The following is a 21,108-nucleotide window of genomic DNA, read 5'->3' as shown; positions in this document are numbered from 1 at the left end:
TCCGGTTATTCGAACAACGCGTCCAGCGCCTGCTCCAGGCGCGTGACCGCAATGATTTTCAAGCCCTGCGGCGACTCCTTCGGCGCATTGCCCTTGGGCACGATGGCGCGCTTGAAGCCATGCTTGGCCGCTTCCTTCAGGCGCTCCTGGCCACTGGGCACCGGCCGCACCTCCCCCGACAGGCCGACTTCGCCGAACACCAGCAGGTCATGGGGCAATGGCCGGTTGCGCAGGCTGGACATCACCGCCGCCATCAACGCCAGGTCGGACGCGGTCTCCAGCACCTTCACCCCCCCGACCACGTTGAGAAACACATCCTGGTCGTGGGTGGGAATGCCGCCATGTCGATGCAGGACCGCCAACAGCATCGCCAGACGGTTCTGGTCCAGGCCCAGGGTGACCCGGCGCGGGTTGGCCATGTGGCTGTCGTCGACCAGCGCCTGCACCTCCACCAGCATCGGCCGGGTGCCTTCCCAGGTGGCCATGACCACGCTGCCGGGGACTTCCTCCTGGGCGCGGGTGAGGAAAATCGCCGAAGGGTTGGAAACCTCCTTCAGACCCCGGTCGGTCATGCCGAACACGCCCAGCTCGTTGACCGCGCCGAAACGGTTCTTCACCGCCCGCAACAGGCGCAGGCGGCCATCGGACTCGCCTTCGAAATACAGCACCGTGTCGACCATGTGCTCCAGCACCCGCGGCCCGGCCAGAGCGCCCTCCTTGGTCACGTGGCCGACGAGAAAGATCGCCGTGCCGCTCTGCTTGGCATAACGGACCAGCAACGCCGCGCTCTCGCGCACCTGCGCCACGCCGCCCGGGGCGGACTGCAGTTGTTCGGTGAAAATCGTCTGGATCGAGTCGATCACCATGACCTTGGGCTTTTCCAGCCGGGCCGTGGCGATGATGCTTTCAATACAGGTCTCGGTCATCACCCGCAACTGATCCTGGGGCAAGCCCAGGCGCCGCGCGCGCATCGCCACCTGCTGCTGCGACTCCTCGCCGGTGACGTACAACGCCGGCATGCGCGTGGCGATATTGCACAGGGTCTGCAACAGGATGGTCGACTTGCCGATACCGGGGTCGCCACCGATCAGCACCACCGAACCATCCACCAGGCCACCGCCCAGCACCCGGTCGAGTTCGGCCGAGGCGGTGGAGAACCGCGGTATCTCCTCGACACTGACTTCGGCCAGGGTCTTGATCTGGGCCTGCTGCCCGGCCCAGCCGGTACGCCCGCTGGGGGCCGCGGCGCCGCCGCTTTCCACCAGGGTCTCGGTGAGGGTGTTCCAGGCCCCGCACTCGCCGCATTGCCCGGCCCACTTGGGAAAGGTCGCGCCGCACTCGGTGCAGCCGTACATGCGCTTGGCCTTGGCCATCTCGTCCACCCCAATGGAAAAACCGCGATGATAGCTCAGCCAGCGCCGATCAGCGCGTCGGTGGCGTACGGATTTGTCCCTCGGCCAGACGTGTCGCACTGTTGCCCAGCGGGTCCTCGGCCTGAAGGTCGGCGCCCTTGGCGGCCAGGGCCTCGAGCAGCGCGGTGCGCTTGAACAGCCCGGCATACATGGCCGCGGTCTGGCCGGCGGCATTGCGCTGGTCGGGATTGCAGTCGCTGTTCAACAGGCGTCGGGCAATGCGCACCTCGCCCTTGAAGATCGCCCCCATCAACGCGGTATTGCCGCGCTTGTCCTGGACACAGGCATTGGCCCCGGCCGCCAGCAGGCGCTCCACCGCCGGCCCCTGGCCATGGTAGGCGGCCAGGATCAGCGCGGTATAGCCCTGGGCGTCCTGGGTATCGAGCGGATAACCGGCCTCGATGAAGGTCTGCAGCATTTCGACGTCGCCACGGCGGGCGGCATCGAAGTAGTAGTCCTGGATCTGCGCCTTGAGCGCTTGCGGATCGGCGGGCACTGCCGGCTGATCGGCCGAGGCGTGGCAGGCACAGACCAGGAGGAACAACAGCACAGGGATACGCATTGAGTGACTCCTCGATAACCTCTCAATCCTCCCAGGCCCCCTCGTGGCAAGCGCCGCGAGGGGGCCTGGCCTTGATGCCGGCAGATCAGTCCACCAGCTTCGCCGCCAGCGCCTTGACCCGTGCCAGGTCGCCCTTGGCCACCCTGGTCACGCCGGCGCCGTACTCGGGATCGGCCTTGTAGAGGAACGACAGGATGATGTGCTTGCTCTCATCGTCGGTATCGGCCAGCGAGCCACCGAAGTTCTCGATCAGGTCCTGTTTCTCCTTCTGGCTGTAGGAGCGATACAGGTCCCCGGCCTGCTTGAAGTTCTGCTCACGCTGGATCTTCGCCTGCTGGGTGCTGCCCGACAGGGGCAACTGGCTGTAGCGCGCCGCCGGTTGCTCGTCACGGGGCATCAGCCGGCTTGGCTGGTAGTTCACCCCGGTGGTGCTGTGCCCGCTGTTCATCGCCCCATCCTGGTTGCCATTGTTCACCGCCACCCGCGGTGCGTTGATCGGCAGTTGCAGCGCATTCGGCCCCACGCGGTACATCTGCGTGTCGGCATAGGAGAACACCCGGCCCTGCAGCAGACGGTCCTCGGACGGTTCGATCCCCGGTACCAGGTTGGCCGGGGCCATGGCCACCTGCTCGGTTTCCTGGAACACGTTGGCCGGGTTGCGGTCGAGCACCATCTGGCCGACCTTGCGCTCCGGCACGCCGGGCCAGATCTTGGTGGCATCGAGCGGGTCGAAGTCGAACTTGCCCAGGTCCTGCGGCGTCAGCACCTGGACATAGAGATCCCATTTGGGAAACTCGCCCTTGTCGATATGGCTGACCAGGTCATGGGTCATGTGGCTGTAGTCGCGGCCCTGCACCTCGACGACCTGTTTCGGATCGAGGTTGCGGATGCCCTGCAGGCTCTTCCAGTGGAACTTGACGTAATGCACCTCGCCCTTGGCGTTGATCAGCTTGTAGGCATGCACACCGTTGCCATCCATCTCCCGGTAGCTGGCAGGCGTACCGGAGTCGGAATACAGCTCGGTCAGGGTGCGGGTGGCTTCAGGCACATGGGAGAAGAAATCGAAACGGCGCGAATCGTCATCCAGGTTGGTGCGCGGGTCGGGCTTGAAGGCATGAACCATATCCGGGAACTTGATCGCATCGCGGATGAAGAAGGTCGGGAAGTTGTTGCCCACCAGGTCCCAGTTGCCATCGGCGGTGTAGAACTTGGTGGCGAAACCCCGTGGGTCACGCAGGGTTTCCGGCGAGTGGTTGCCATGCACCACCGCCGAAAAACGCACGAATACCGGCGTCTTCTCACCGGCGGCGAACACCCTGGCCTTGGTCAGGTCACTCAGATCATCGGTGACGGTGAACGTGCCATGGGCGCCGGTACCGCGAGCGTGCACCACCCGCTCGGGGATGCGCTCGCGGTCGAAGCGCTGCAGTTTCTGGATCAGTTGCACGTCCTGTAGCAGCACCGGCCCGGTGGCTCCGGCGGTTTGCGAGTTCTGGTTGTCGCCCACCGCCGCGCCGTTGTCCCGGGTCAGGGTGGCGGCGTGAACGGAAAGGGATAGCAGGCTGGCGGTCAAAATACCCAGCACGCGCCGAGTGGGAACAGCTCCCGGAACAGGGATGATCTGCATGTCGGATTCCTCTTGATGTTGTGATGCGCATCCAGGTGCGCTCCACAGAGGCTAGAGACCGACTCGACGATTTCTAAATAGAAAAGCTCGAAGAGCCCGATTGAAAAATTCCACGGGGCAAGACGCGTCAGGAAGCGTATTTCGCGCGATTGGTGGCACTTTGCAAACTTATGGCCTGGCGGCAGGTCGATTGAGACGGGGGGTGTAGAGCCCGGCGTAGCGCAAGATACCCGTGGCTGAATTACACTGCGTTCACTCAACTCATCTGTAACAAGGAATTAGCTATGGGCGTACTCAGTGAGTTCAAGGCCTTCGCGGTCAAAGGCAATGTGGTCGACATGGCCGTGGGTATCATCATCGGTGCGGCCTTCGGCAAGATCGTCTCGTCCTTCGTCGGCGACGTGGTGATGCCACCGATCGGCCTGCTGATCGGCGGGGTGGACTTCAGCAACCTGGCGATCACTCTCAAGGCCGCCGAAGGCAATACTCCGGCCGTGGTACTGGCCTACGGCAAGTTCATCCAGACCTGCATCGACTTCTTCATCGTTGCGTTCGCCATCTTCATGGGCGTCAAGGTGATCAACCGCCTCAAACGCGAGGAAGCCGTGGCGCCGAGCGCGCCACCGGTGCCGACCAGACAGGAAGAACTGCTGGGCGAGATCCGCGACCTGCTCAAGGCTCAGAACAACAAGCCCTGAGCCATCGGCAAAAACCAACGGCACCCGCTGGGCGCCGTTTTTCTACCAGTAGTTTTCCACCGCCACCTGGCCTGGCCGGCGGCTCAGGCTGAGCTGCATGTCGCGCTGCTTGAGCACCTGGCGGGTATCATCGATCATCTGCGGGTTGCCGCAGATCATCACCCGCGAATGCACGGCCGTCAGCGCCAGCCCGGCCGCGCGCTCCAATTCGCCATTTTCGATCAGTTGCGGGATACGCCCTGACAGGGCTCCCGGCACCGTCTCACGAGTGACGATGGGCACGAACCGCAGCTTGTGCGCATGCTCGACCAGATAGTCACGTTCGGCCAACCCGGCAATCAGTTCGCGGTACGCCAGCTCGGCACCATGGCGCGCGCTGTAGACCAGCACGATCCGTTCGAAGCGCTCCCAGACCTCGAAGTCCTGAAGGATCGACAGGAATGGGGCCACCCCGGTGCCGGTGGCCAGCAGCCAGAGATCGCGCCCGTCGACGAAACGATCCAGGGTCAGATAGCCAATGGCCTGGCGCTCGATCAGCAGCGAGTCCCCCACGTTCAGGCGACTCAGTTCGCTGGTGAACGCCCCACCCGGCACGACGATGGAAAAGAATTCGAGAAAGTCGTCATGGGGCGAGGACACCATCGAATAGGCCCGCCACACCACGCCGCCATCGGCCCGGGTCACTCCCAGGCGGGCGAACTGACCGGCCCGAAAGCGAAATCCGGCATCCCGGGTGGTCCGCAGGGTGAACAGGCTGGGGGTCAGGGGGCAGACCTCGAGCAGGGTCTGCCGGGTGAACTTTTCGGCACTGACGGTCATGGCGCACTCCATCGAGAATGTGCTCCCAGTGTCGCGCAAAGCCGGCGACAGAAACACCGGCGATTTGTAGTGGTATAAGTTTTCCAGAAAAACATATACAAAAAAAACAAAAAGTACAGCAACCAATAAAAACATTAACTTATAAAAACATAAGCACCATCATCCGATAAAACTCAATCGCCCCACCTATTTTTCACCTTCCGGCAAAGCACTTAAAACCCACACGAGAGCGAAATGATATTATGCTCCGGGCGATAAACGAGCCACTTGAAAGGCGATAAAAATATCAGCGCAATATAAAAAAATCACACTCATATCAAGAATTTTCCTACACTACTCAAGCACGTTGGACTCAACGAATATTGCGTCAAGGAAGGGTACCTCAATGGAGAACTGGCAGGATAATCAACTGCACCAGCTCATGAGTGAAAAAGAAGAACAGGCAGTCTTCGATGCGGTTTTCAATCTGGCAGGTCAAATACGCTTCACCTTCGTATCATTCAGAGTCAGCAGCCTATCAGGAGGTTCTCAGCCCAATACGACATCCTTCAACAATTACCCCGCAGAATGGAATGCCTGCTATCAACGCAACAACTACATTGCCGTCGACCCTCTGCTCGCGCACTGCCATAACTCGGTGTTTCCCATCCTTTGGGGAGCCGAAGCCTTCAGGAGCGCGCCGGCACTCTGGCGTGACATGCAGGCCCATGGCCTCAATCACGGCTGGTCGCAGTCGGTTCACGACATTCGTGGCATCGTCAGCACCCTGAGCGTGTCACGGACCTGCGAGTCCATCACGTCCAACGAGTTCTACTCCAAGACGGGTCATGTGTTGTGGCTGTGCAACTGGTTGCATTCGTTCATGGCACAACGGTTGGCCAGTTCCCGTCCGCCGCAGAACAGCCATCCGCTGTCGCCGCGCGAGACCGAGATTCTCAAATGGACGGCCGAAGGCAAGACCGCCGCCGAGATCGCCAACATCCTCAACCTGACCACCCGCACCGTGGGCTTCCACATGAGCACCATCATGAGAAAGCTCGGCGTGAGCAACAAGGCATCGGCCGTGCTGCGTGCAGCCAAGTCCGGCCTGTTGTACTGATTGCGCCGCGCGCCCCTGGCAGAAGGATCTGCCACCTCCACACGCCACAGGCAATCTGCTTGAAACCCACGTAAAATCCCCCTCCTGCCATACCGTTGCCCACCTCGCCCGGTACGAACAGTCGTGCATGGCAGCCGTAACCGTCCCCCAGAGCCCGTGTCCCATGCCCCTGCTAGAAAGTCCGTTCGCCCGTCTCGACCTGATCCGCCAGCCTGAACAGCAGGGCGAACCCCTGCAGGCGTTCGACGCGGCCGATCAATACCTGCTCGACCACCTGGCCGGACAAGGCGTCTCGCAGGAGACCCGGGTGCTGGTGCTCAACGACAGCTTCGGGGCCCTGGCCGCCAGCCTGGAAGGCCATGTGCAGCTCACCAGCAGTGGTGATTCGTTCCTTGCCGCGCTGGGCCTGGAGAAGAACCTGGCGCGCAACGGCAAGGCCTTCGACGCGGTCCGTCATGTACCGGCCAGCGAGACGCCGCGCGGCCCGTTCGACCGGGTGCTGATCCGCGTACCCAAGACCCTGGCCCTGCTGGAGGAACAACTGATTCGCCTGCAGGGCCAACTGGCCCCCGGTGCCCAGGTGGTCGCCGGGGCCATGGTCAAGCACCTGCCGCGGGCCGCCGGCGACCTGCTGGAGCGCCATATCGGCACCGTGCAGGCCTCGCTGGCAGTGAAGAAGGCCCGTCTGCTGATCGCCACGCCCGAGCCCCGTCCCGCTGCCTCGTCGCCCTACCCGACCCGCTACCGGCTCGAGCGCCCGGCGATCGAGCTGCTCAACCATGCCAACGTGTTCTGTCGCGAGGGCCTGGATATCGGCACACGCGCCTTCCTTCCACACCTGCCGGAAAACCTGGGGCACGCCCGCGTCGCCGACCTGGGTTGCGGCAATGGCGTCCTGGCGATTGCCAGCGCCCTGCAGAATCCGCAGGCCCACTACACGCTGGTGGACGAGTCGTTCATGGCCGTGCGATCGGCTCGGGAAAACTGGCAGGCGATCCTGGGCGAACGCGAAGTGACCGTGCGCGCTGGCGATGGCCTGGCGGGGCAGGCAGCACAGTCGCTGGACGTAGTGCTGTGCAATCCGCCCTTCCACCAGCAGCAGGTGGTCGGCGACTTCCTCGCCTGGCGGATGTTCCAGCAGGCCCGCGAAGCATTGGTGGTCGGCGGCGCGCTGTACATCGTCGGCAACCGCCACCTGGGCTATCACAGCAAGCTGGCGCGGCTGTTCCGTGGCGTCGAACAGGTGGCGGCGACGCCGAAGTTCGTGATTCTCAAGGCCCGCAAGTAAGCCCATGCCACTGGACTGCCCCCAAGGAGCTGGACACACATTCAATCCTTTCGGGGGCAGTCCACAACTGTGGGAGCCGGCTTGCTGGCGATAACGCCGGGTCAGGCGACATCTTCGCCGACTGATGCGCCGTTATCGCCAGCAAGCCGGCTCCTACAGGGATGGTGTCAATCAGCCAAAGAGCGCCAGCCGCTCAATGGGTGGTCAATCCAGCCGCGTTCATGAACAGGCGCATCAGGCTGGCGACCACGAACAACGCCAGCACGCTGCCAGTCCAGATCATCGCCAGCCAGCCCAGACGCTGCCAGAGCGGTTTCCGCTCGGCCTCTTCGATTTCCTGCAATGAAGGCTTGCCACGCATATCCGCTTCCTCGTCATCGAAACGGCGGCCCCCCGGGCGCCACCGGCAGGTTCTAGTGATAGCCGTCCTCGTGGGTCACCTTGCCGCGGAACACGTAGTAGCTCCAGAAGGTGTAGCCCAGGATGAACGGAATGATGAACAGCGTTCCCACCAGCATGAAGCCCTGGCTCTGCGGTGGCGCGGCAGCGTCCCAGATCGAGATCGACGGCGGGATGATATGCGGCCACAGGCTGATACCGAGGCCGCTGTAGCCGAGGAAGATCAGCACCAGGGTCAGCAGGAACGGCGTGTAATGCGCATTGCGCGCCACCGCCCGGATCAACCCGTACAGCGTGACCAGCACCAGGACCGGCACCGGCAGGAACCAGAACAGGTTCGGCAGGGTGAACCAGCGTGCCGCGATCTCGGCATGGGTCAGCGGCGTCCAGATACTGACGATGCCGATCACCGCCAGCAGGACGAATGCCAGCGGCCGCGCCAGGTCATGCATCTGCTCCTGCAGCCTGCCTTCGGTCTTCATGATCAGCCAGGTGCAGCCGAGCAAGGCATAGGCCACCACCAGCGCCACGCCGCAGAACAGCGTGAACGGGGTCAGCCAGTCCAGCGAACCGCCGGCGAACTGCCGGTCGACCACCTTGATCCCGTCGATGAAGGCGCCCAGCGCCACGCCCTGGAAGAACGTTGCGGCGATCGAACCGCCGATGAACGCCTTGTCCCAGATATGCCGCTTGTCGTCCTTGGCCTTGAAGCGGAACTCGAACGCCACGCCACGAAAGATCAGCCCGATCAGCATGAAAATCAGCGGCAGGTACAACGCCGACAGCACCACTGAGTAAGCCAGCGGGAAGGCGCCGAACAGCGCCGCGCCACCGAGCACCAGCCAGGTTTCGTTGCCATCCCAGACCGGGGCCACGGTGTTCATCATGACATCGCGGTCACGATCGCCCTTGATGAAGGGAAAGAGAATGCCGATGCCCAGGTCGAAACCATCCATGACCACGTACATCATGATGCCGAAGATGATGATCACGGCCCAGATCAGCGCAAGATCGATACCCATGATTCAGTTCCCCTTGTTCAGGCTGTCGCCGTGGCCGTTTTCGCTGTCTTCATCGGCAGCGGAAAGCGGACGGGCCGGCGTGCGTTTCTGGCCAGGCCCCCCATGACTGGTTTCCGCGCCTTCGTTGGTCTTCGGTCCCTTGCGCACCAGGCGCATCATGTAGCCCAGGCCAACACCGAACAGAGAGAAATACACCACAACGAACAGTGCCAGGGTGATGCTCATCTGCATGACGCTGTGCCCGGAGGAGGCATCCGCCGTGCGCAACAGGCCATAGACCACCCACGGCTGGCGGCCGATTTCGGTGGTGAACCAGCCGGCCAGGATCGCGATCAGGCCGGACGGCCCCATCCACAACGCCAGATGAAGGAACGCACGGTTCTCGTACAGGCGATCACGCTTGCGCAGCCACAGCGCCCACAGACCGGTGAAGATCATCAGCAAGCCCAGGCCGACCATGACCCGGAACGACCAGAACACGATGGTCGAGTTCGGCCGGTCCTCGGGCGGAAATTCCTTGAGCGCCGGCACCTGCTTGTCCAGGGTGTGGGTCAGGATCATGCTGCCCAGGTAGGGAATCTCCAGGGCGAAGCGGGTCTTCTCGGCCTGCATGTCCGGCCAGCCGAACAGGATCAGCGGAGTCGGCTCATTGCCGACGTTTTCCCAGTGGCCCTCGATCGCGGCGATCTTCGCCGGCTGGTGCTTGAGGGTATTGAGCCCGTGGAAGTCGCCGATCACCGCCTGGATCGGCGCGACGATCAGCGCCATCCACATGGCCATCGACAGCATGGTGCGGATCGCCGGGTTGTCGCGGCCGCGCAACAGGTGCCAGGCGGCCGAGGAGCCGACGAAAAACGCCGTCGCGACGAACGCGGCGGTCGCCATGTGCATCAGTCGATACGGGAAGGACGGGTTGAACACCACCGCCAGCCAATCCACCGGAATCACCCGGCCATCGATGATTTCGTAACCCTGGGGCGTCTGCATCCAGCTGTTGGACGAGAGAATCCAGAACGTCGAAATCAACGTGCCGATCGCCACCATGACGGTGGAAAAGAAGTGCAGCCCCCGGCCGACGCGGTTCCAGCCGAACAGCATCACGCCGAGGAAGCCGGCTTCGAGGAAGAAGGCGGTGAGCACTTCGTAGGTCAGCAACGGCCCGGTCACGGCGCCGGCGAAGTCCGAGAAACGGCTCCAGTTTGTGCCGAACTGATAGGCCATGACCAGCCCGGAGACCACCCCCATGCCGAAGTTGACGGCAAAGATCTTCGACCAGAAATGGTACAGGTCGCGATAGGTGTCGTTGCGCGTCTTCAGCCACAGGCCTTCGAGCACCGCCAGGTAGCTCGCCAGGCCAATGGTGATGGCCGGGAACAGGATGTGGAAGGAAACGGTGAATGCGAACTGGATTCGGGCGAGATCTAGAGCCTCTAAACCGAACATAAGCTTTCCTCTGTCAGGTAATACCGGCTGTCGCCCCACAGGCCCAGCCACTGCCCCCACGAATATGGAGTGCGGCGAATTTGGCTTCGTTCTCTTTTTTCAACCCATCGCAACGCAGGGAGTCGGACCCTGATCACTGTCAGAAAGACAATTGACCTGGATCAATCAACGTTAAAAGAGTAGTCCCATTACGACGAACGGGTGACGTGGTCGGTTGCCGCGCGACAGGTTGCCTCAGGAGCAGATGGCAACTGATCCGCAAAAATCTTCCGGGGGCGGCAGAACATGCATAGCTAAGTAACCTTTTGTTACATCGGAGTGATAACCTTCCCCTTTCCTCCGCCCAGGCGAGCCCTTTCCGATGTCCACCGAGACACCCTTGCTGCTGCGTCATCACCGCCCCTTCCTCGCGTTCTGGCTGGCGCGGATCTTCACCGCCAGCGGCTTTCAGATGCTCACCGTGGCCATTGGCTGGAACCTCTATCAACTGACCGGCAACGTGCTCGACCTGGGGCTGGTCGGGCTGGTGGAGTTCGCGCCACGGGTGCTGTTCATGCTGCACACCGGGCATGTCGCCGACCGCTACGACCGGCGTCGGGTCGCCGCCCTGTGCCAGACCCTGCAGGCGTTGATCGCCCTGAGCCTGGCGGTCGGCAGCCTGACCAACCAGGTCAGCCGCGAGATGATCTTCATCCTCGCGTTCCTGCTCGGCGGCGCGCGCTCCTTCGAAATGCCCACCACCCAGGCGCTGCTGCCCTCCATCGTGCCGGCGACGCTGTTCCCCCGCGCCGTGGCCGCCGCGCAGTCGGCGCAGCAACTGGCGACCATCGTCGCGCCGGCCATCGGCGGCCTGCTGTATGCGCTCGGCAGTGTCTGGGTTTACGGGCCGACGGTGGCGCTGTACGTCGTGTCGTGCCTGCTGATGCTCAACCTGCCGGCACGGCAGACACCGCTGAACAAGGCCAAGGCCACCCTCGACTCGCTGCTGGCGGGCATCCGTTTCATCCGCAGCCGCCCGGACATTCTCGGCGCCATCTCGCTGGACCTGTTCGCGGTGCTGCTGGGCGGCGCCACCGCGCTGTTGCCGGTATTCGCCAAGGACATCCTGCTCACCGGTGCCTGGGGCCTGGGCCTGCTGCGCTCGGCGCCGGCGGTCGGCGCGCTGCTGATGTCGCTGTGGCTGGCGCGCTTCCCGGTGGAGCGCAAGGTCGGCCGGGTGATGTTCACCGCCGTCGGCGTGTTCGGCGTCGCCACCATCGCCTTCGGCCTGTCGACCTCGTTCTGGTTCTCCCTGGCCGTGCTGGTGGTACTCGGCGCCGCGGACATGATCAGCATGGTGATCCGCGCCTCGTTCGTGCAACTGGAAACCCCCGACGAGATGCGCGGCCGGGTCAGCGCCGTGAACGGCCTGTTCATCGGCGCTTCCAATCAGTTGGGCGAGTTCGAGTCGGGGCTGACCGCCCACTGGTTCGGCACCGTCCCCGCCGTGGTGCTGGGCGGGGTCGGCACCCTGCTGGTCACCGGCACCTGGATGAAACTGTTCCCGACCCTGGCCAACCGCGACCGCATGCACGAGCGCCGGGCCGAAACCGCCTGAAGCCCAGGCGGCGGGTGACGGCGATCAGTTGATGTCGATGGTCGCCGTCATCGTCTGCACCGGCATCGTGAGCGAGCGGTCGCTGAAGCTGAAGGTGCCCTGCTGCAAGTCCCCCAGGTCGTAGACGTAGCTGTAGCCGACCACAGCACCGCCACTGCACGGCACGAACGGCTTGTTGAACTCGCACAGGGAATTGCGCTGGCTGTAGTTGATCGGGCTGCCATTGAACGTGGCCCCCGGCGCCCGGCCATAACCCAGTTCCACCACCGTCACCGTGATGTTCGGCCCGCGATGGGCATTCTGCGTGCGCCGACGTCCGTCAGAAACATCCTCGATGATTCCCTGCGACGCGACTGTGTAGATAGCCACGCCTTTCAGGGCCGCCGCCGGCGCCGCCCGCAGCGGCCCAATGGCCGCCAGCGAGAGCAGGCCGACGCAGAGCAGCCGACCCATGGCACGGCAATTGCTGACTGATTTCATACTTCCTCCCTCTTTCCGTGCCGAGAGTATGCCTCAGCGGGCGGTTTTCGGAGTAGTTCGTGCACAGTCGCGGCGAAATGGGTGGCTCAACAGCCGTCCCTATTGCGCCGTCCGGCTGGTATGATGCGCGGTTTTTCCCACAGCCAAGTTTCATCAGACCATCAGCGTCTGTGCTTTGCTGTTGGGACCGATTCATTCAAGGCGCCGAAAGCGCCATTGGGGAGCAGAGATGCTGGAAAGGCTGTTTCAACTCAAGGCACACAATACCAATGTGCGCACCGAGATTCTCGCGGGCGTCACGACCTTCCTGGCCATGGCCTACATCCTGTTCGTCAACCCGAGCATTCTCGGCGAAACCGGCATGGACAAGGGCGCGGTCTTCGTCGCGACCTGCCTGGCCGCCGCCATCGGCTCGACCGTGATGGGCCTGATCGCCAACTACCCGATCGCCCTCGCACCGGGCATGGGCCTGAACGCCTTCTTCACCTACACCGTGGTCCTGCACATGGGCCACACCTGGCAGGTCGCGCTGGGCGCCGTGTTCATCTCGGCGGTGTGCTTCTTCCTGCTGTCGATCTTCCGCATCCGCGAATGGATCATCAACAGCATCCCGCTGCCGCTGCGCTCGGCGATCGCCGCGGGTATCGGCCTGTTCCTGGCGCTGATCGCCCTGCACAACGCCGGCATCGTGGTCGGCAACCCGGCGACCATGGTCGGCCTCGGCGACCTCAAGCAACCCGCGCCGATCCTCGCCACCCTGGGCTTTGCCGTGATCGTCGCCCTGGATGCACTGAAAATCCGTGGTGCGGTACTGATCGGCATCCTCGGCGTCACCGCCGTGTCGATCCTGATGGGCTTCAGCCCGTTCGCCGGCATCACCTCGGCACCGCCGTCGCTGGCCCCGACCTTCATGCAACTGGACATCAAGGGCGCTCTGGACATCGGCCTGGTCAGCGTGATCTTCGCCTTCCTGTTCGTCGACCTGTTCGACAACTCCGGCACCCTGATCGGCGTCGCCAAGCGCGCCGGGCTGATGGGCAAGGACGGCCACATGCCGAAAATGGGCCGCGCGCTGATCGCCGACAGCACCGCCGCGATGGCCGGCTCACTGCTGGGCACCTCGACCACCACCAGCTACATCGAGTCGGCTGCGGGCGTCAGCGCCGGCGGCCGTACCGGCCTGACCGCCATCGTGGTCGCCATCCTGTTCCTGCTGGCACTGTTCTTCTCGCCGCTGGCCGGTAGCGTACCGGCCTTCGCCACCGCGCCGGCGCTGCTGTTCGTCGCCGTGCTGATGACCTCGGGCCTGGCGGAAATCAACTGGGAGGACATCACCGAGGCCGCGCCCGTGGTGGTCACCGCCCTGGCGATGCCCTTCACCTACTCCATCGCCAACGGCATCGCCTTCGGCTTCATTGCCTGGACCGCGATCAAGCTGCTGTCCGGCCGTGGCCGCGAGCTGAGCCCGGCGCTGGTGATCCTGTCGATTCTGTTCGTGATCAAGCTGGGCTGGTTCAACGCATGACTTTCGATTCCTCGACCTACACCGTCCAGCTCAACGACAAGGTCGCGCGCCTGCGCGACCTGCTGGCGCCGTTCGCGGCCCCCGAGCCGCAAGTCTTCGACTCGCCCTTGCAGAACTTCCGCCTGCGCGCCGAGTTCCGCCTGTGGCGCGAAGCTGGCGAGCGCCATTACGCGATGTTTGCCCAGGACGACAAGCGCACGCCGATCCTCATCGAACAGTTCCCGATCGCCAGCCGGCGCATCAACGAACTGATGCCCCGGCTCAAGGCCGCCTGGCAGGCCAGTGCACCGTTGAGCCACAAGCTGTTCCAGGTGGAGTTCCTGACCACCCTGGCCGGCGACGCGATGATCACCCTGTGCTATCACCGCCCGCTCGACGAGCACTGGCAGACCGCCGCCGAGCAACTGGCGGCCGACCTCGGCGTCAGCATCATCGGCCGTTCCAAGGGCAAGCGCGTGGTGATCGGCCACGACTACGTGGTGGAGAAATTCGAGATCGCCGGGCGCAGCTTCAGCTACCGGCAACCGGAAGGCGCCTTCACCCAACCCAATGGCACGGTGAACCAGAAGATGCTCAACTGGGCTTATGAAGCATTGGGCGAGCGTCCGGATGACCTGCTGGAGTTGTACTGCGGCAACGGCAACTTCACCCTGCCGCTGGCGACCCGGGTGCGCAAGGTGCTGGCCACCGAGATCAGCAAGACCTCGGTGAATGCGGCACTGAGCAACCTCGACGAGAATGCCGTGGACAACGTGACGCTGGTACGGCTGTCGGCCGAGGAACTGACCGAAGCGCTGAACGAAGTGCGACCATTCCGTCGCCTGCAAGGCATCGACCTGAAGAGCTATGAGTTCGGCAGCGTCTTCGTCGACCCACCGCGTGCCGGCATGGACCCGGACACCTGCGAGCTGACCCGGCGCTTCGACAACATCCTGTACATCTCCTGCAACCCCGAGACCCTGGCGGCGAACATCGCGCAACTGCACGACACCCATCGAATCGAGCGTTGCGCACTGTTCGACCAGTTCCCCTGGACCCACCACATGGAATCCGGGGTCCTGCTGACCCGCCGCTGAACCCGGTGAGGGCCGGCTGAAGGGGTGTCAGTCGGCCAGGGTTTCATCTGACGGAGCGCCTTCGCGGGCAAGCCCGGCTCCTACAGTCCCTCGTCGTACATGTTCCTTGTTTACGACACAGGCCTGTAGGAGCCGGGCTGGCCCGCGAAAGCGACCGCCGCCGCTCCGCATACCCTCCGCATTACGCCCGAACGAAACCGAACAGTTCCGCCGCCGTGTTGCACAGCAGATGCTGGCGCAAGGGCACAGCGCAGGCCAGGCGGCGCAAGCTGGCGAACTCGCTGGCGAAATTCACCGCCTGCTCGTGCTGGGTATGCGGCCAGTCGCTGCCCCACAGCAAACGATCCGGCCCCAGACTCTGCAGCATCAGCGACAGGGCCTTTTCCGCGAAATGCAGATTCTGCGTCGGCGTCCCGCCGAGCCGGTAGATGCCCGAGACCTTGATCCACAGGCGCCCACTCTCCCCCAGCTCAAGCAGACGGGCAAACGCCGGCTGCTCGGCCCCCAGCCGGGCGTCGGGACGGCCGAAGTGATCGACCACCACCTTGCAGCCCATTGCCAGCAGCGGCTGGACCAACCCCGGCAGATCCTCCAGGTGGCGATGCAATTCCACATGCCAGTCCAACTGCCGCAGGTGCTGGAAAAACGCCTGCCAGCCAGCCTCGGCGAAATCCGGTAGGGGTTGGCCCATCAGGTTCAGGCGCACGCCTGCAACGCCAAGGGCAGCCATGCGCTGCAACTCGTCGAAAGCGATATCGCGCTCGACCACCACCACCCCGCGCAACCGCTCGGGTGCCTGTTGCAGCGCAGCCAGCAGATAGCTGTTGTCGGTGCCGAGAAAACTCGGCTGCACCAGCACGCCGTGGCTCAGGCCGTTTTCCTCCAGTCGTGCCAGATAGTCGGCCAGGGTGGCGTCATATTCCGGGGCATAACGGCGCACGGTCGCCAGCCCCAGGCCGCGTTCGAAGACATGGGCGTGGGCATCGATGCCGCGGATGGGCAATGGGCAAATCTCGGACATGGAACTCATCTATGAACTCAAGAACCCCGCCCCACCCTGTGGGAGCCGGCTTGCTGGCGATAGCGGCGTGTCAGATGACAAAGATGTCGGCCGACAGCCCCCTATCGCCAGCAAGCCGGCTCCCACACAGGCCAGGCAAGGCAGGGAAAAGGTGAAATCAGTGGGACAACTGGCCGGCGCCCTTGCCGGACTCCGCCTGCGGCGTGACGTCCTGCAAGTTGCGCCCGCGGGTTTCCGGTAGCGCCAATGCGGCCAATACCGCCACGCCGTAGGCGATCCCGGCATCGATACCGATGGCCGAACCGAGCGACATCGATTCGCTCATGTGCCCGACCATGAACGGGAACACCGCCGACAGCACCCGGCCGAAGTTGTAGCAGAACCCGACACCGGCACCGCGCACATCCGCCGGGTACAGCTCGTTGAAGAACGAGCCCAGGCTGGCCGGAATACCGGCGGCGAAGAAGCCCAGGGGGAACCCGAGGAACAGCATCTGCGCGTTGCTCAGCGGCAGGAACAGATAGCACTGCACCGTGATCACGCAGCAGAAGGCGAAGAGGATGATGTTCTTGCGCCGGCCAATACGGTCCAGCAGCATGCCGCTGACCACGCAGCCCAGAAAGAACGCGACGATGATCACCGCCAGGTAGCCGCCGGAACTCAGCACCGACAGATTGCGCTCGGTCTTGAGGAAGGTCGGCAGCCAGGTCATCACCGCGTGATACCCGCCGTGTGCGCCGAGGCCGAGGATGCCGCCCAGCAGCGTGACCCGTAGCAGCTCAGGGCGGAAGATCGCCGCCATCGATGCCAGCAGGCTGCGTTCGCGGACCCGGGCCTGGCGCTGGCTGGCATCGGGCTCGACCACGCTGCGACGCACGTAGATCACCAGCAGCGCCGGCAACAGGCCGACCAGGAACATCACCCGCCAGGCCATGGCCTCCGGCACGAAGGTGTAGACCAGGGTGAACACCCCGACCGCCGCGCCCCAGCCGACCGCCCAGGCGCTCTGCACCGCGCCCATCACCTTGCCGCGATAGCGCGACTGGATGGTCTCGGCCATCAGTACCGCGCCGGCGGCCCACTCACCGCCGATGCCGAAGCCCTGCAACGCCTTGACGACCAGCAACTGGTTGAAACCGGTGACGAAAGCCGAGAGGAAAGTGAACAGCGAAAACCAGAGGATCATCCATTGCAACGTCCGCACCCGGCCATAGCGATCGGACAGGGTGCCCCCCAGCCAGCCACCAATGGCCGAGGTCACCAGCGTCACGCCGCTGATCATCCCGGCTTCGCCCTTGCTCAAGGCAAACGCGGCGATCAGCGCCGGGATCGCCAGGCCGAACATTTGCACCTCCAGTGCATCCAGGGACCAGCCGCCAAAGCAGGCCCAGAACGTCTTGCGCTCCCTCGAAGTGATGTCGCGGTACCAACTGAACATGATTTCTTATCCTTGTAGACCAACAGGGAGCCCGGGCAGGGCTCAGCGAATCTCGACGCTGTAGCGGAAGTGGCTGGCATGGCCACGGGAGCGACGCCACTCCAGCGGCTGGCCGGCGTAGTCGCGGGCCAGTCGTTCGATCACCACCACCGGGCTGTCGGGCGCGATCTGCAACAGGCGGGCGTGCACCTCGCCCACGGCTTCGGCGGTCAGGCTCTCTTCGGCGCAGGCGACGACCTGGCCACAGAGTTCTTCGTAGATGGGATAGAGCAACGGGCCCTGCTGGTCGAGGTCGACCGTCAGCAACGCCTGGAAGGGGGCCCTGGGCAGCCAGATTTCCTCGGCCAGCACCGGCGTGCCTTCCAGCAGACGCAGGCGGACCAGGCGAATCACCTCGGCCTCGGGCGGCAGCCCCAGGACCTGGCTGACGGCCGACGGCGCGGGCAGCGAATCGATGGTCAGGATGCGGCTCTGCGGCAGCTGGCGTTCGCCGGCCAGGTTCTGGAAGCGGAAAAAGCGGAACAGCGAGGACTGGAACTGCGGCCGGCGGATGAAGGTGCCGCGTCCCTGGTGGCGCTCGAGCACGCCCTCTTCCACCAGCTTGTCGACGGCCTTGCGCACCGTGCCGATGGACAGTTGGTATTCACCGGCCAGCACGGCCTCGGTGGGAATCGCTTCGCCCGGACGCCAGCGGTTGTTGGCGATCTGCCGGGCCAGTTCGTCGCGCAGGCGCTGATAAAGCGGGAGACGTTCGTCGCTGGAGAGTGAATTCATTTTTTGTAGTTATCCAGTCATCTATATGAATTTTTGCGGAGTATTCTCCCTGGATGGAAAGGCGTCAAGTGCATCGATGCAAAGGTTAAGGACCCGCAGCCGCTGCAGCTCCAACACTGTCCGCTGATCGAACACAAAAAAGTGACGGCCATCCATGCCCTGTCTTGTTCATTTGACTGAATTAACCGGTTAGTACATTTTACTCCCTCAGACCCGATCACCTTGCGGTCCAAGCCAAAAACAACAATGGAGACTTGCCCATGCCCCCTATCGTGCTGGTGCTCAACGGCCCCAACCTGAACCTGCTGGGAACCCGCGAGCCGGCGACCTACGGCCATGAAACCCTGGCGGACCTTTCCGCCCTGTGCGGACGCACGGCAGCCGAACTGGGCCTGACCGTGGAGTTCCGCCAGACCAATCACGAGGGCGAGTTGCTCGACTGGATCCACGCGGCCCGTGGCCGCTGCGCCGGCATCATCATCAACCCGGCCGCCTGGACCCACACCTCGGTGGCGATCCGCGACGCGCTGGTGGCCAGCGAACTGCCAGTGATCGAAGTCCACCTGTCCAACGTCCATGCCCGCGAGCCGTTCCGCCATCACTCCTTCGTCTCGGGCATCGCCAAGGCGGTGATGTGCGGTTTCGGCAGCCACGGCTACCGCCTGGCGCTCGATTATTTCAGCCAGACGCTCAAGGGAGCGCAGCCATGAGCCAGGCCACCTCCATCACGGTATTGGCCGGCCTGATCGGCGCCGGCATCCAGGCCTCGCGTACCCCCGCCATGCACGAGCGCGAGGGCGATGCCCAGGGGCTGCGCTACCTGTACCGGCTGATCGACCTGGACGTGCTGCAACTGGACGTCAACGCCCTGCCCGAACTGCTGCTGTCAGCCGAGCGCATGGCGTTCACCGGCCTGAACATCACCTTCCCGTGCAAGCAGGCGATCATCCCGCTGCTCGATGAGCTGTCCCCCGAGGCCCGCGGCATCGGCGCGGTGAATACGGTGGTGCTCAAGGACGGCAAGCGGGTCGGGCATAACACCGACTGCCTGGGCTTCGCCGAAGGTTTCCGGCGTGGCCTGCAGGGCGTTGCCCTGGAACGCGTGGTCCAGATGGGTGCCGGCGGCGCGGGCGCGGCAGTGGCCCACGCCCTGCTCGCCGAAGGCGTGAAAAGCCTGACGGTCTTCGACGTGGACGCCGAACGGGCCCAAAGCCTGGCGGCCAATCTCAACCAGCATTTCGGCGCCGGCCGGGCCCGCGCCGGCAGCGACCTGCCGACGGCCATGGCGACGGCTGACGGCCTGGTCAACACCACACCGATGGGTATGGCCAAGTTGCCCGGCATGCCGGTCCCCCGGGAATTGTTGCGGGCCGAATTGTGGGTGGCGGAAATCGTCTACTTCCCACTGGAAACCGAGCTGCTGCGCAATGCCCGGGCGCTGGGCTGCCGCACGCTGGATGGCGGGACCATGGCGGTGTTCCAGGCGGTCAAGGCGTTCGAGCTGTTCAGCGGCGTGACACCGGATTCGCAGCGGATGCTGGAACACTTCCAGAGTCTGTAAGGTCCACTTCTGTCAGGGCTGGCGACAATCGCGCTGCACCGACAGGTGCGGCGCAGGCTCGAGGCGCACTTGCTGCAAGCCCTTGTCGCCCTGGAAAATGAAGTACTTGCTGCGACAGTCCCTGAACATCGGCGAATAGCCCTCGGCGCGCAGGGCCTGGCCTTCGACAGTCCTGGTCACCGTGTTGTTGCGACTCACCACCGCTAGCACCTGGGCATAGCTGTCGCCCATCTCCACACCCGGCTCGACGGTGGCCGAGGGCGACGGCGGCGAAGCGCAGCCAACCAATCCCGCCGCCCCCACGGCAGCCATGGCCAGCCGGCCAAACAAGGCGCGCATGTGGGGCTGCCGAAAAGTCGAGGACTGAATCCTGAACGGAGGGCCGAAAAGCATTTCTCATCCCTGTGAGTGAAGTCTCCGATGGCCAGCAGTGTAACCAGAACCTGGGCAGGAAGGTGCACTGACGAATCGTCAAACTGTGAGACAGCCCTCAGAAAGCCCCAGCGCTGTCCTCCAAGGCCCTCAGGCCTGCAGATACCGCAGCACCGCCTCGCAGATCATCTCCCGATGCCGCGCCTTGACCTCTTCACTCGGCAGGTCGATCGGAAACAGTGCCCCGAGGGTATGGCGGTTCGAAACCCGGTAGAAACAGAACGAACTGACCAGGATATGCACGTCCAGCGGGTCCAGTCCGCTGCGGAAAACGCCCAGTTGCGCGCCACGCTCGAGGATCTCGCCCAGTGCGGTGAGGATGGTCACGTTCAACGAACGGATCGCCCCGGACTGCTTGACGTACTCGCCCTTGTGGATGTTTTCGATACTGACGATACGCACGAAATCGACGTTTTGATCGTGGTGGTCGAAGGTGAACTCGACCATCCGCCGGATCGCTTCGCGCGGTTCCAGCTCCGTCAGGTTCAGCCGGCTTTCGGTGCTGCGAATGTCGCCGTAGAGTTTCTCCAGTACCTCGACGTAGAGCTGTTCCTTGCTCCCGAAGTAGTAATAGATCATCCGTTTCGAGGTGTGGGTGCGCTCGGCGATCGCGTCGACCCGCGCACCGGCCAGGCCTTGCTGGACAAACTCGACGATGGCTTCCTGGAGGATGTTCTCGCGGGTCTTCTCGGGATTGTTCTTGCGACTCTTGCGCGGCACGACGACGGACGCGTCGGCCGTGGCGGATAGTTCTGAAGTCATGATTACTCTGGGCTCACGGCCATCTCGGCGGATGTGGGCGATTATGGGCCGCGTGCCAGCGCGAAGGAAGCAG

The 21,108-nt window shown here is 63.7% G+C and carries 21 protein-coding genes; 8 read left to right on the top strand and 13 right to left on the bottom strand.

Annotated features, from left to right (window positions below; translation table 11 throughout):
- Positions 1 to 5: 5 nt before the first annotated feature.
- From radA to katB, 3 genes are all read right to left on the bottom strand, one after another.
- The gene (gene radA / locus K675_RS0120585; protein WP_017905367.1) at positions 6 to 1,373 is read right to left on the bottom strand and encodes a DNA repair protein RadA; all 1,368 of its coding nucleotides are present in this window, start codon (positions 1,371 to 1,373) and stop codon (positions 6 to 8) included.
- A gap of 49 nt (positions 1,374 to 1,422) precedes the next feature.
- On the bottom strand, positions 1,423 to 1,974 hold the full coding sequence (locus K675_RS0120580) for an ankyrin repeat domain-containing protein (RefSeq protein ID WP_017905366.1): 552 nt from the start codon (positions 1,972 to 1,974) through the stop codon (positions 1,423 to 1,425).
- Between the two features lie 85 nt (positions 1,975 to 2,059).
- Positions 2,060 to 3,601, bottom strand: coding sequence for a catalase KatB (katB, locus tag K675_RS0120575; RefSeq protein WP_026145384.1), 1,542 nt, complete (start codon positions 3,599 to 3,601; stop codon positions 2,060 to 2,062).
- A gap of 284 nt (positions 3,602 to 3,885) precedes the next feature.
- Between katB and mscL the strand changes: the two genes are divergently transcribed.
- Positions 3,886 to 4,299, top strand: coding sequence for a large-conductance mechanosensitive channel protein MscL (gene mscL / locus K675_RS0120570; RefSeq protein ID WP_017905364.1), 414 nt, complete (start codon positions 3,886 to 3,888; stop codon positions 4,297 to 4,299).
- A gap of 42 nt (positions 4,300 to 4,341) precedes the next feature.
- On the opposite strand, the gene K675_RS0120565 is transcribed toward mscL, so the two are convergent.
- The gene (locus tag K675_RS0120565) at positions 4,342 to 5,118 is read right to left on the bottom strand and encodes a ferredoxin--NADP reductase (RefSeq protein WP_017905363.1); all 777 of its coding nucleotides are present in this window, start codon (positions 5,116 to 5,118) and stop codon (positions 4,342 to 4,344) included.
- A gap of 385 nt (positions 5,119 to 5,503) precedes the next feature.
- Between K675_RS0120565 and K675_RS32455 the strand changes: the two genes are divergently transcribed.
- The gene (locus K675_RS32455) at positions 5,504 to 6,217 is read left to right on the top strand and encodes an autoinducer binding domain-containing protein (protein WP_026145383.1); all 714 of its coding nucleotides are present in this window, start codon (positions 5,504 to 5,506) and stop codon (positions 6,215 to 6,217) included.
- A 163-nt stretch (positions 6,218 to 6,380) separates the two neighbouring features.
- On the top strand, positions 6,381 to 7,505 hold the full coding sequence (locus K675_RS0120555; protein ID WP_017905360.1) for a methyltransferase: 1,125 nt from the start codon (positions 6,381 to 6,383) through the stop codon (positions 7,503 to 7,505).
- A 193-nt stretch (positions 7,506 to 7,698) separates the two neighbouring features.
- On the opposite strand, the gene K675_RS32450 is transcribed toward K675_RS0120555, so the two are convergent.
- From K675_RS32450 to K675_RS0120540, 3 genes are read right to left on the bottom strand one after another with little or no spacing between them, the layout of a single operon-like run.
- Complete coding sequence (locus K675_RS32450) at positions 7,699 to 7,866, bottom strand: DUF2474 domain-containing protein (protein ID WP_017905359.1); 168 nt, start codon at positions 7,864 to 7,866, stop codon at positions 7,699 to 7,701.
- A gap of 52 nt (positions 7,867 to 7,918) precedes the next feature.
- Entirely contained in the window at positions 7,919 to 8,926 is a 1,008-nt protein-coding gene (gene cydB / locus K675_RS0120545) for a cytochrome d ubiquinol oxidase subunit II (RefSeq protein WP_017905358.1), read from the bottom strand.
- Positions 8,927 to 8,929: 3 nt separating this feature from the next.
- Complete coding sequence (locus tag K675_RS0120540; protein ID WP_017905357.1) at positions 8,930 to 10,369, bottom strand: cytochrome ubiquinol oxidase subunit I; 1,440 nt, start codon at positions 10,367 to 10,369, stop codon at positions 8,930 to 8,932.
- A gap of 361 nt (positions 10,370 to 10,730) precedes the next feature.
- Between K675_RS0120540 and K675_RS0120535 the strand changes: the two genes are divergently transcribed.
- Positions 10,731 to 11,966 (top strand): MFS transporter, encoded by a 1,236-nt coding sequence (locus K675_RS0120535; protein WP_017905356.1) that lies wholly within the window; start codon positions 10,731 to 10,733, stop codon positions 11,964 to 11,966.
- Positions 11,967 to 11,990: 24 nt separating this feature from the next.
- Here the strand turns inward: K675_RS0120535 and K675_RS0120530 are convergent, their stop codons facing one another.
- A complete protein-coding gene (locus K675_RS0120530) occupies positions 11,991 to 12,446 on the bottom strand; it encodes a DUF4879 domain-containing protein (protein ID WP_026145382.1) in 456 nt (151 codons plus the stop codon).
- 229 nt (positions 12,447 to 12,675) lie between these two features.
- Here K675_RS0120530 and K675_RS0120525 point away from each other — a divergent pair, with 229 nt between their 5' ends.
- Both K675_RS0120525 and trmA read left to right on the top strand, forming a co-directional pair.
- Positions 12,676 to 13,971, top strand: a complete 1,296-nt coding sequence (locus K675_RS0120525) for an NCS2 family permease (protein ID WP_017905354.1) — start codon at positions 12,676 to 12,678, stop codon at positions 13,969 to 13,971.
- Positions 13,968 to 15,047, top strand: a complete 1,080-nt coding sequence (trmA, locus tag K675_RS0120520; protein WP_017905353.1) for a tRNA (uridine(54)-C5)-methyltransferase TrmA — start codon at positions 13,968 to 13,970, stop codon at positions 15,045 to 15,047. The genes K675_RS0120525 and trmA overlap by 4 nt, the downstream gene beginning before the upstream one ends.
- 181 nt (positions 15,048 to 15,228) lie before the next feature.
- Here trmA and K675_RS0120515 read toward each other — a convergent pair whose 3' ends face one another.
- From K675_RS0120515 to K675_RS0120505, 3 genes are all read right to left on the bottom strand, one after another.
- Positions 15,229 to 16,068, bottom strand: coding sequence for an amidohydrolase family protein (locus K675_RS0120515; protein ID WP_037006954.1), 840 nt, complete (start codon positions 16,066 to 16,068; stop codon positions 15,229 to 15,231).
- Between the two features lie 157 nt (positions 16,069 to 16,225).
- A complete protein-coding gene (locus K675_RS0120510) occupies positions 16,226 to 17,506 on the bottom strand; it encodes an MFS transporter (RefSeq protein ID WP_017905351.1) in 1,281 nt (426 codons plus the stop codon).
- A gap of 42 nt (positions 17,507 to 17,548) precedes the next feature.
- Entirely contained in the window at positions 17,549 to 18,280 is a 732-nt protein-coding gene (locus K675_RS0120505; RefSeq protein WP_017905350.1) for a GntR family transcriptional regulator, read from the bottom strand.
- 260 nt (positions 18,281 to 18,540) lie between these two features.
- On the opposite strand from K675_RS0120505, the gene aroQ reads away from it, so the two are divergent.
- On the top strand, positions 18,541 to 18,990 hold the full coding sequence (aroQ, locus tag K675_RS0120495) for a type II 3-dehydroquinate dehydratase (protein WP_017905348.1): 450 nt from the start codon (positions 18,541 to 18,543) through the stop codon (positions 18,988 to 18,990).
- Positions 18,987 to 19,841, top strand: a complete 855-nt coding sequence (locus tag K675_RS0120490) for a shikimate dehydrogenase (RefSeq protein WP_017905347.1) — start codon at positions 18,987 to 18,989, stop codon at positions 19,839 to 19,841. Before aroQ ends, K675_RS0120490 begins: the two co-directional genes overlap by 4 nt.
- A gap of 12 nt (positions 19,842 to 19,853) precedes the next feature.
- Here the strand turns inward: K675_RS0120490 and K675_RS0120485 are convergent, their stop codons facing one another.
- The gene (locus tag K675_RS0120485) at positions 19,854 to 20,180 is read right to left on the bottom strand and encodes a hypothetical protein (protein ID WP_017905346.1); all 327 of its coding nucleotides are present in this window, start codon (positions 20,178 to 20,180) and stop codon (positions 19,854 to 19,856) included.
- 183 nt (positions 20,181 to 20,363) lie between these two features.
- A complete protein-coding gene (locus K675_RS0120480) occupies positions 20,364 to 21,035 on the bottom strand; it encodes a TetR/AcrR family transcriptional regulator (RefSeq protein ID WP_017905345.1) in 672 nt (223 codons plus the stop codon).
- Between the last annotated feature and the right edge of the window lie 73 nt (positions 21,036 to 21,108).

This window comes from Pseudomonas fuscovaginae SE-1 (genome assembly GCF_000364705.1).
Lineage (GTDB): Bacteria > Pseudomonadota > Gammaproteobacteria > Pseudomonadales > Pseudomonadaceae > Aquipseudomonas > Aquipseudomonas fuscovaginae_A.
The sequence above is the reverse complement of the archived record's forward strand: the minus strand, read 5'-3'. Positions and strand labels throughout refer to the sequence as shown.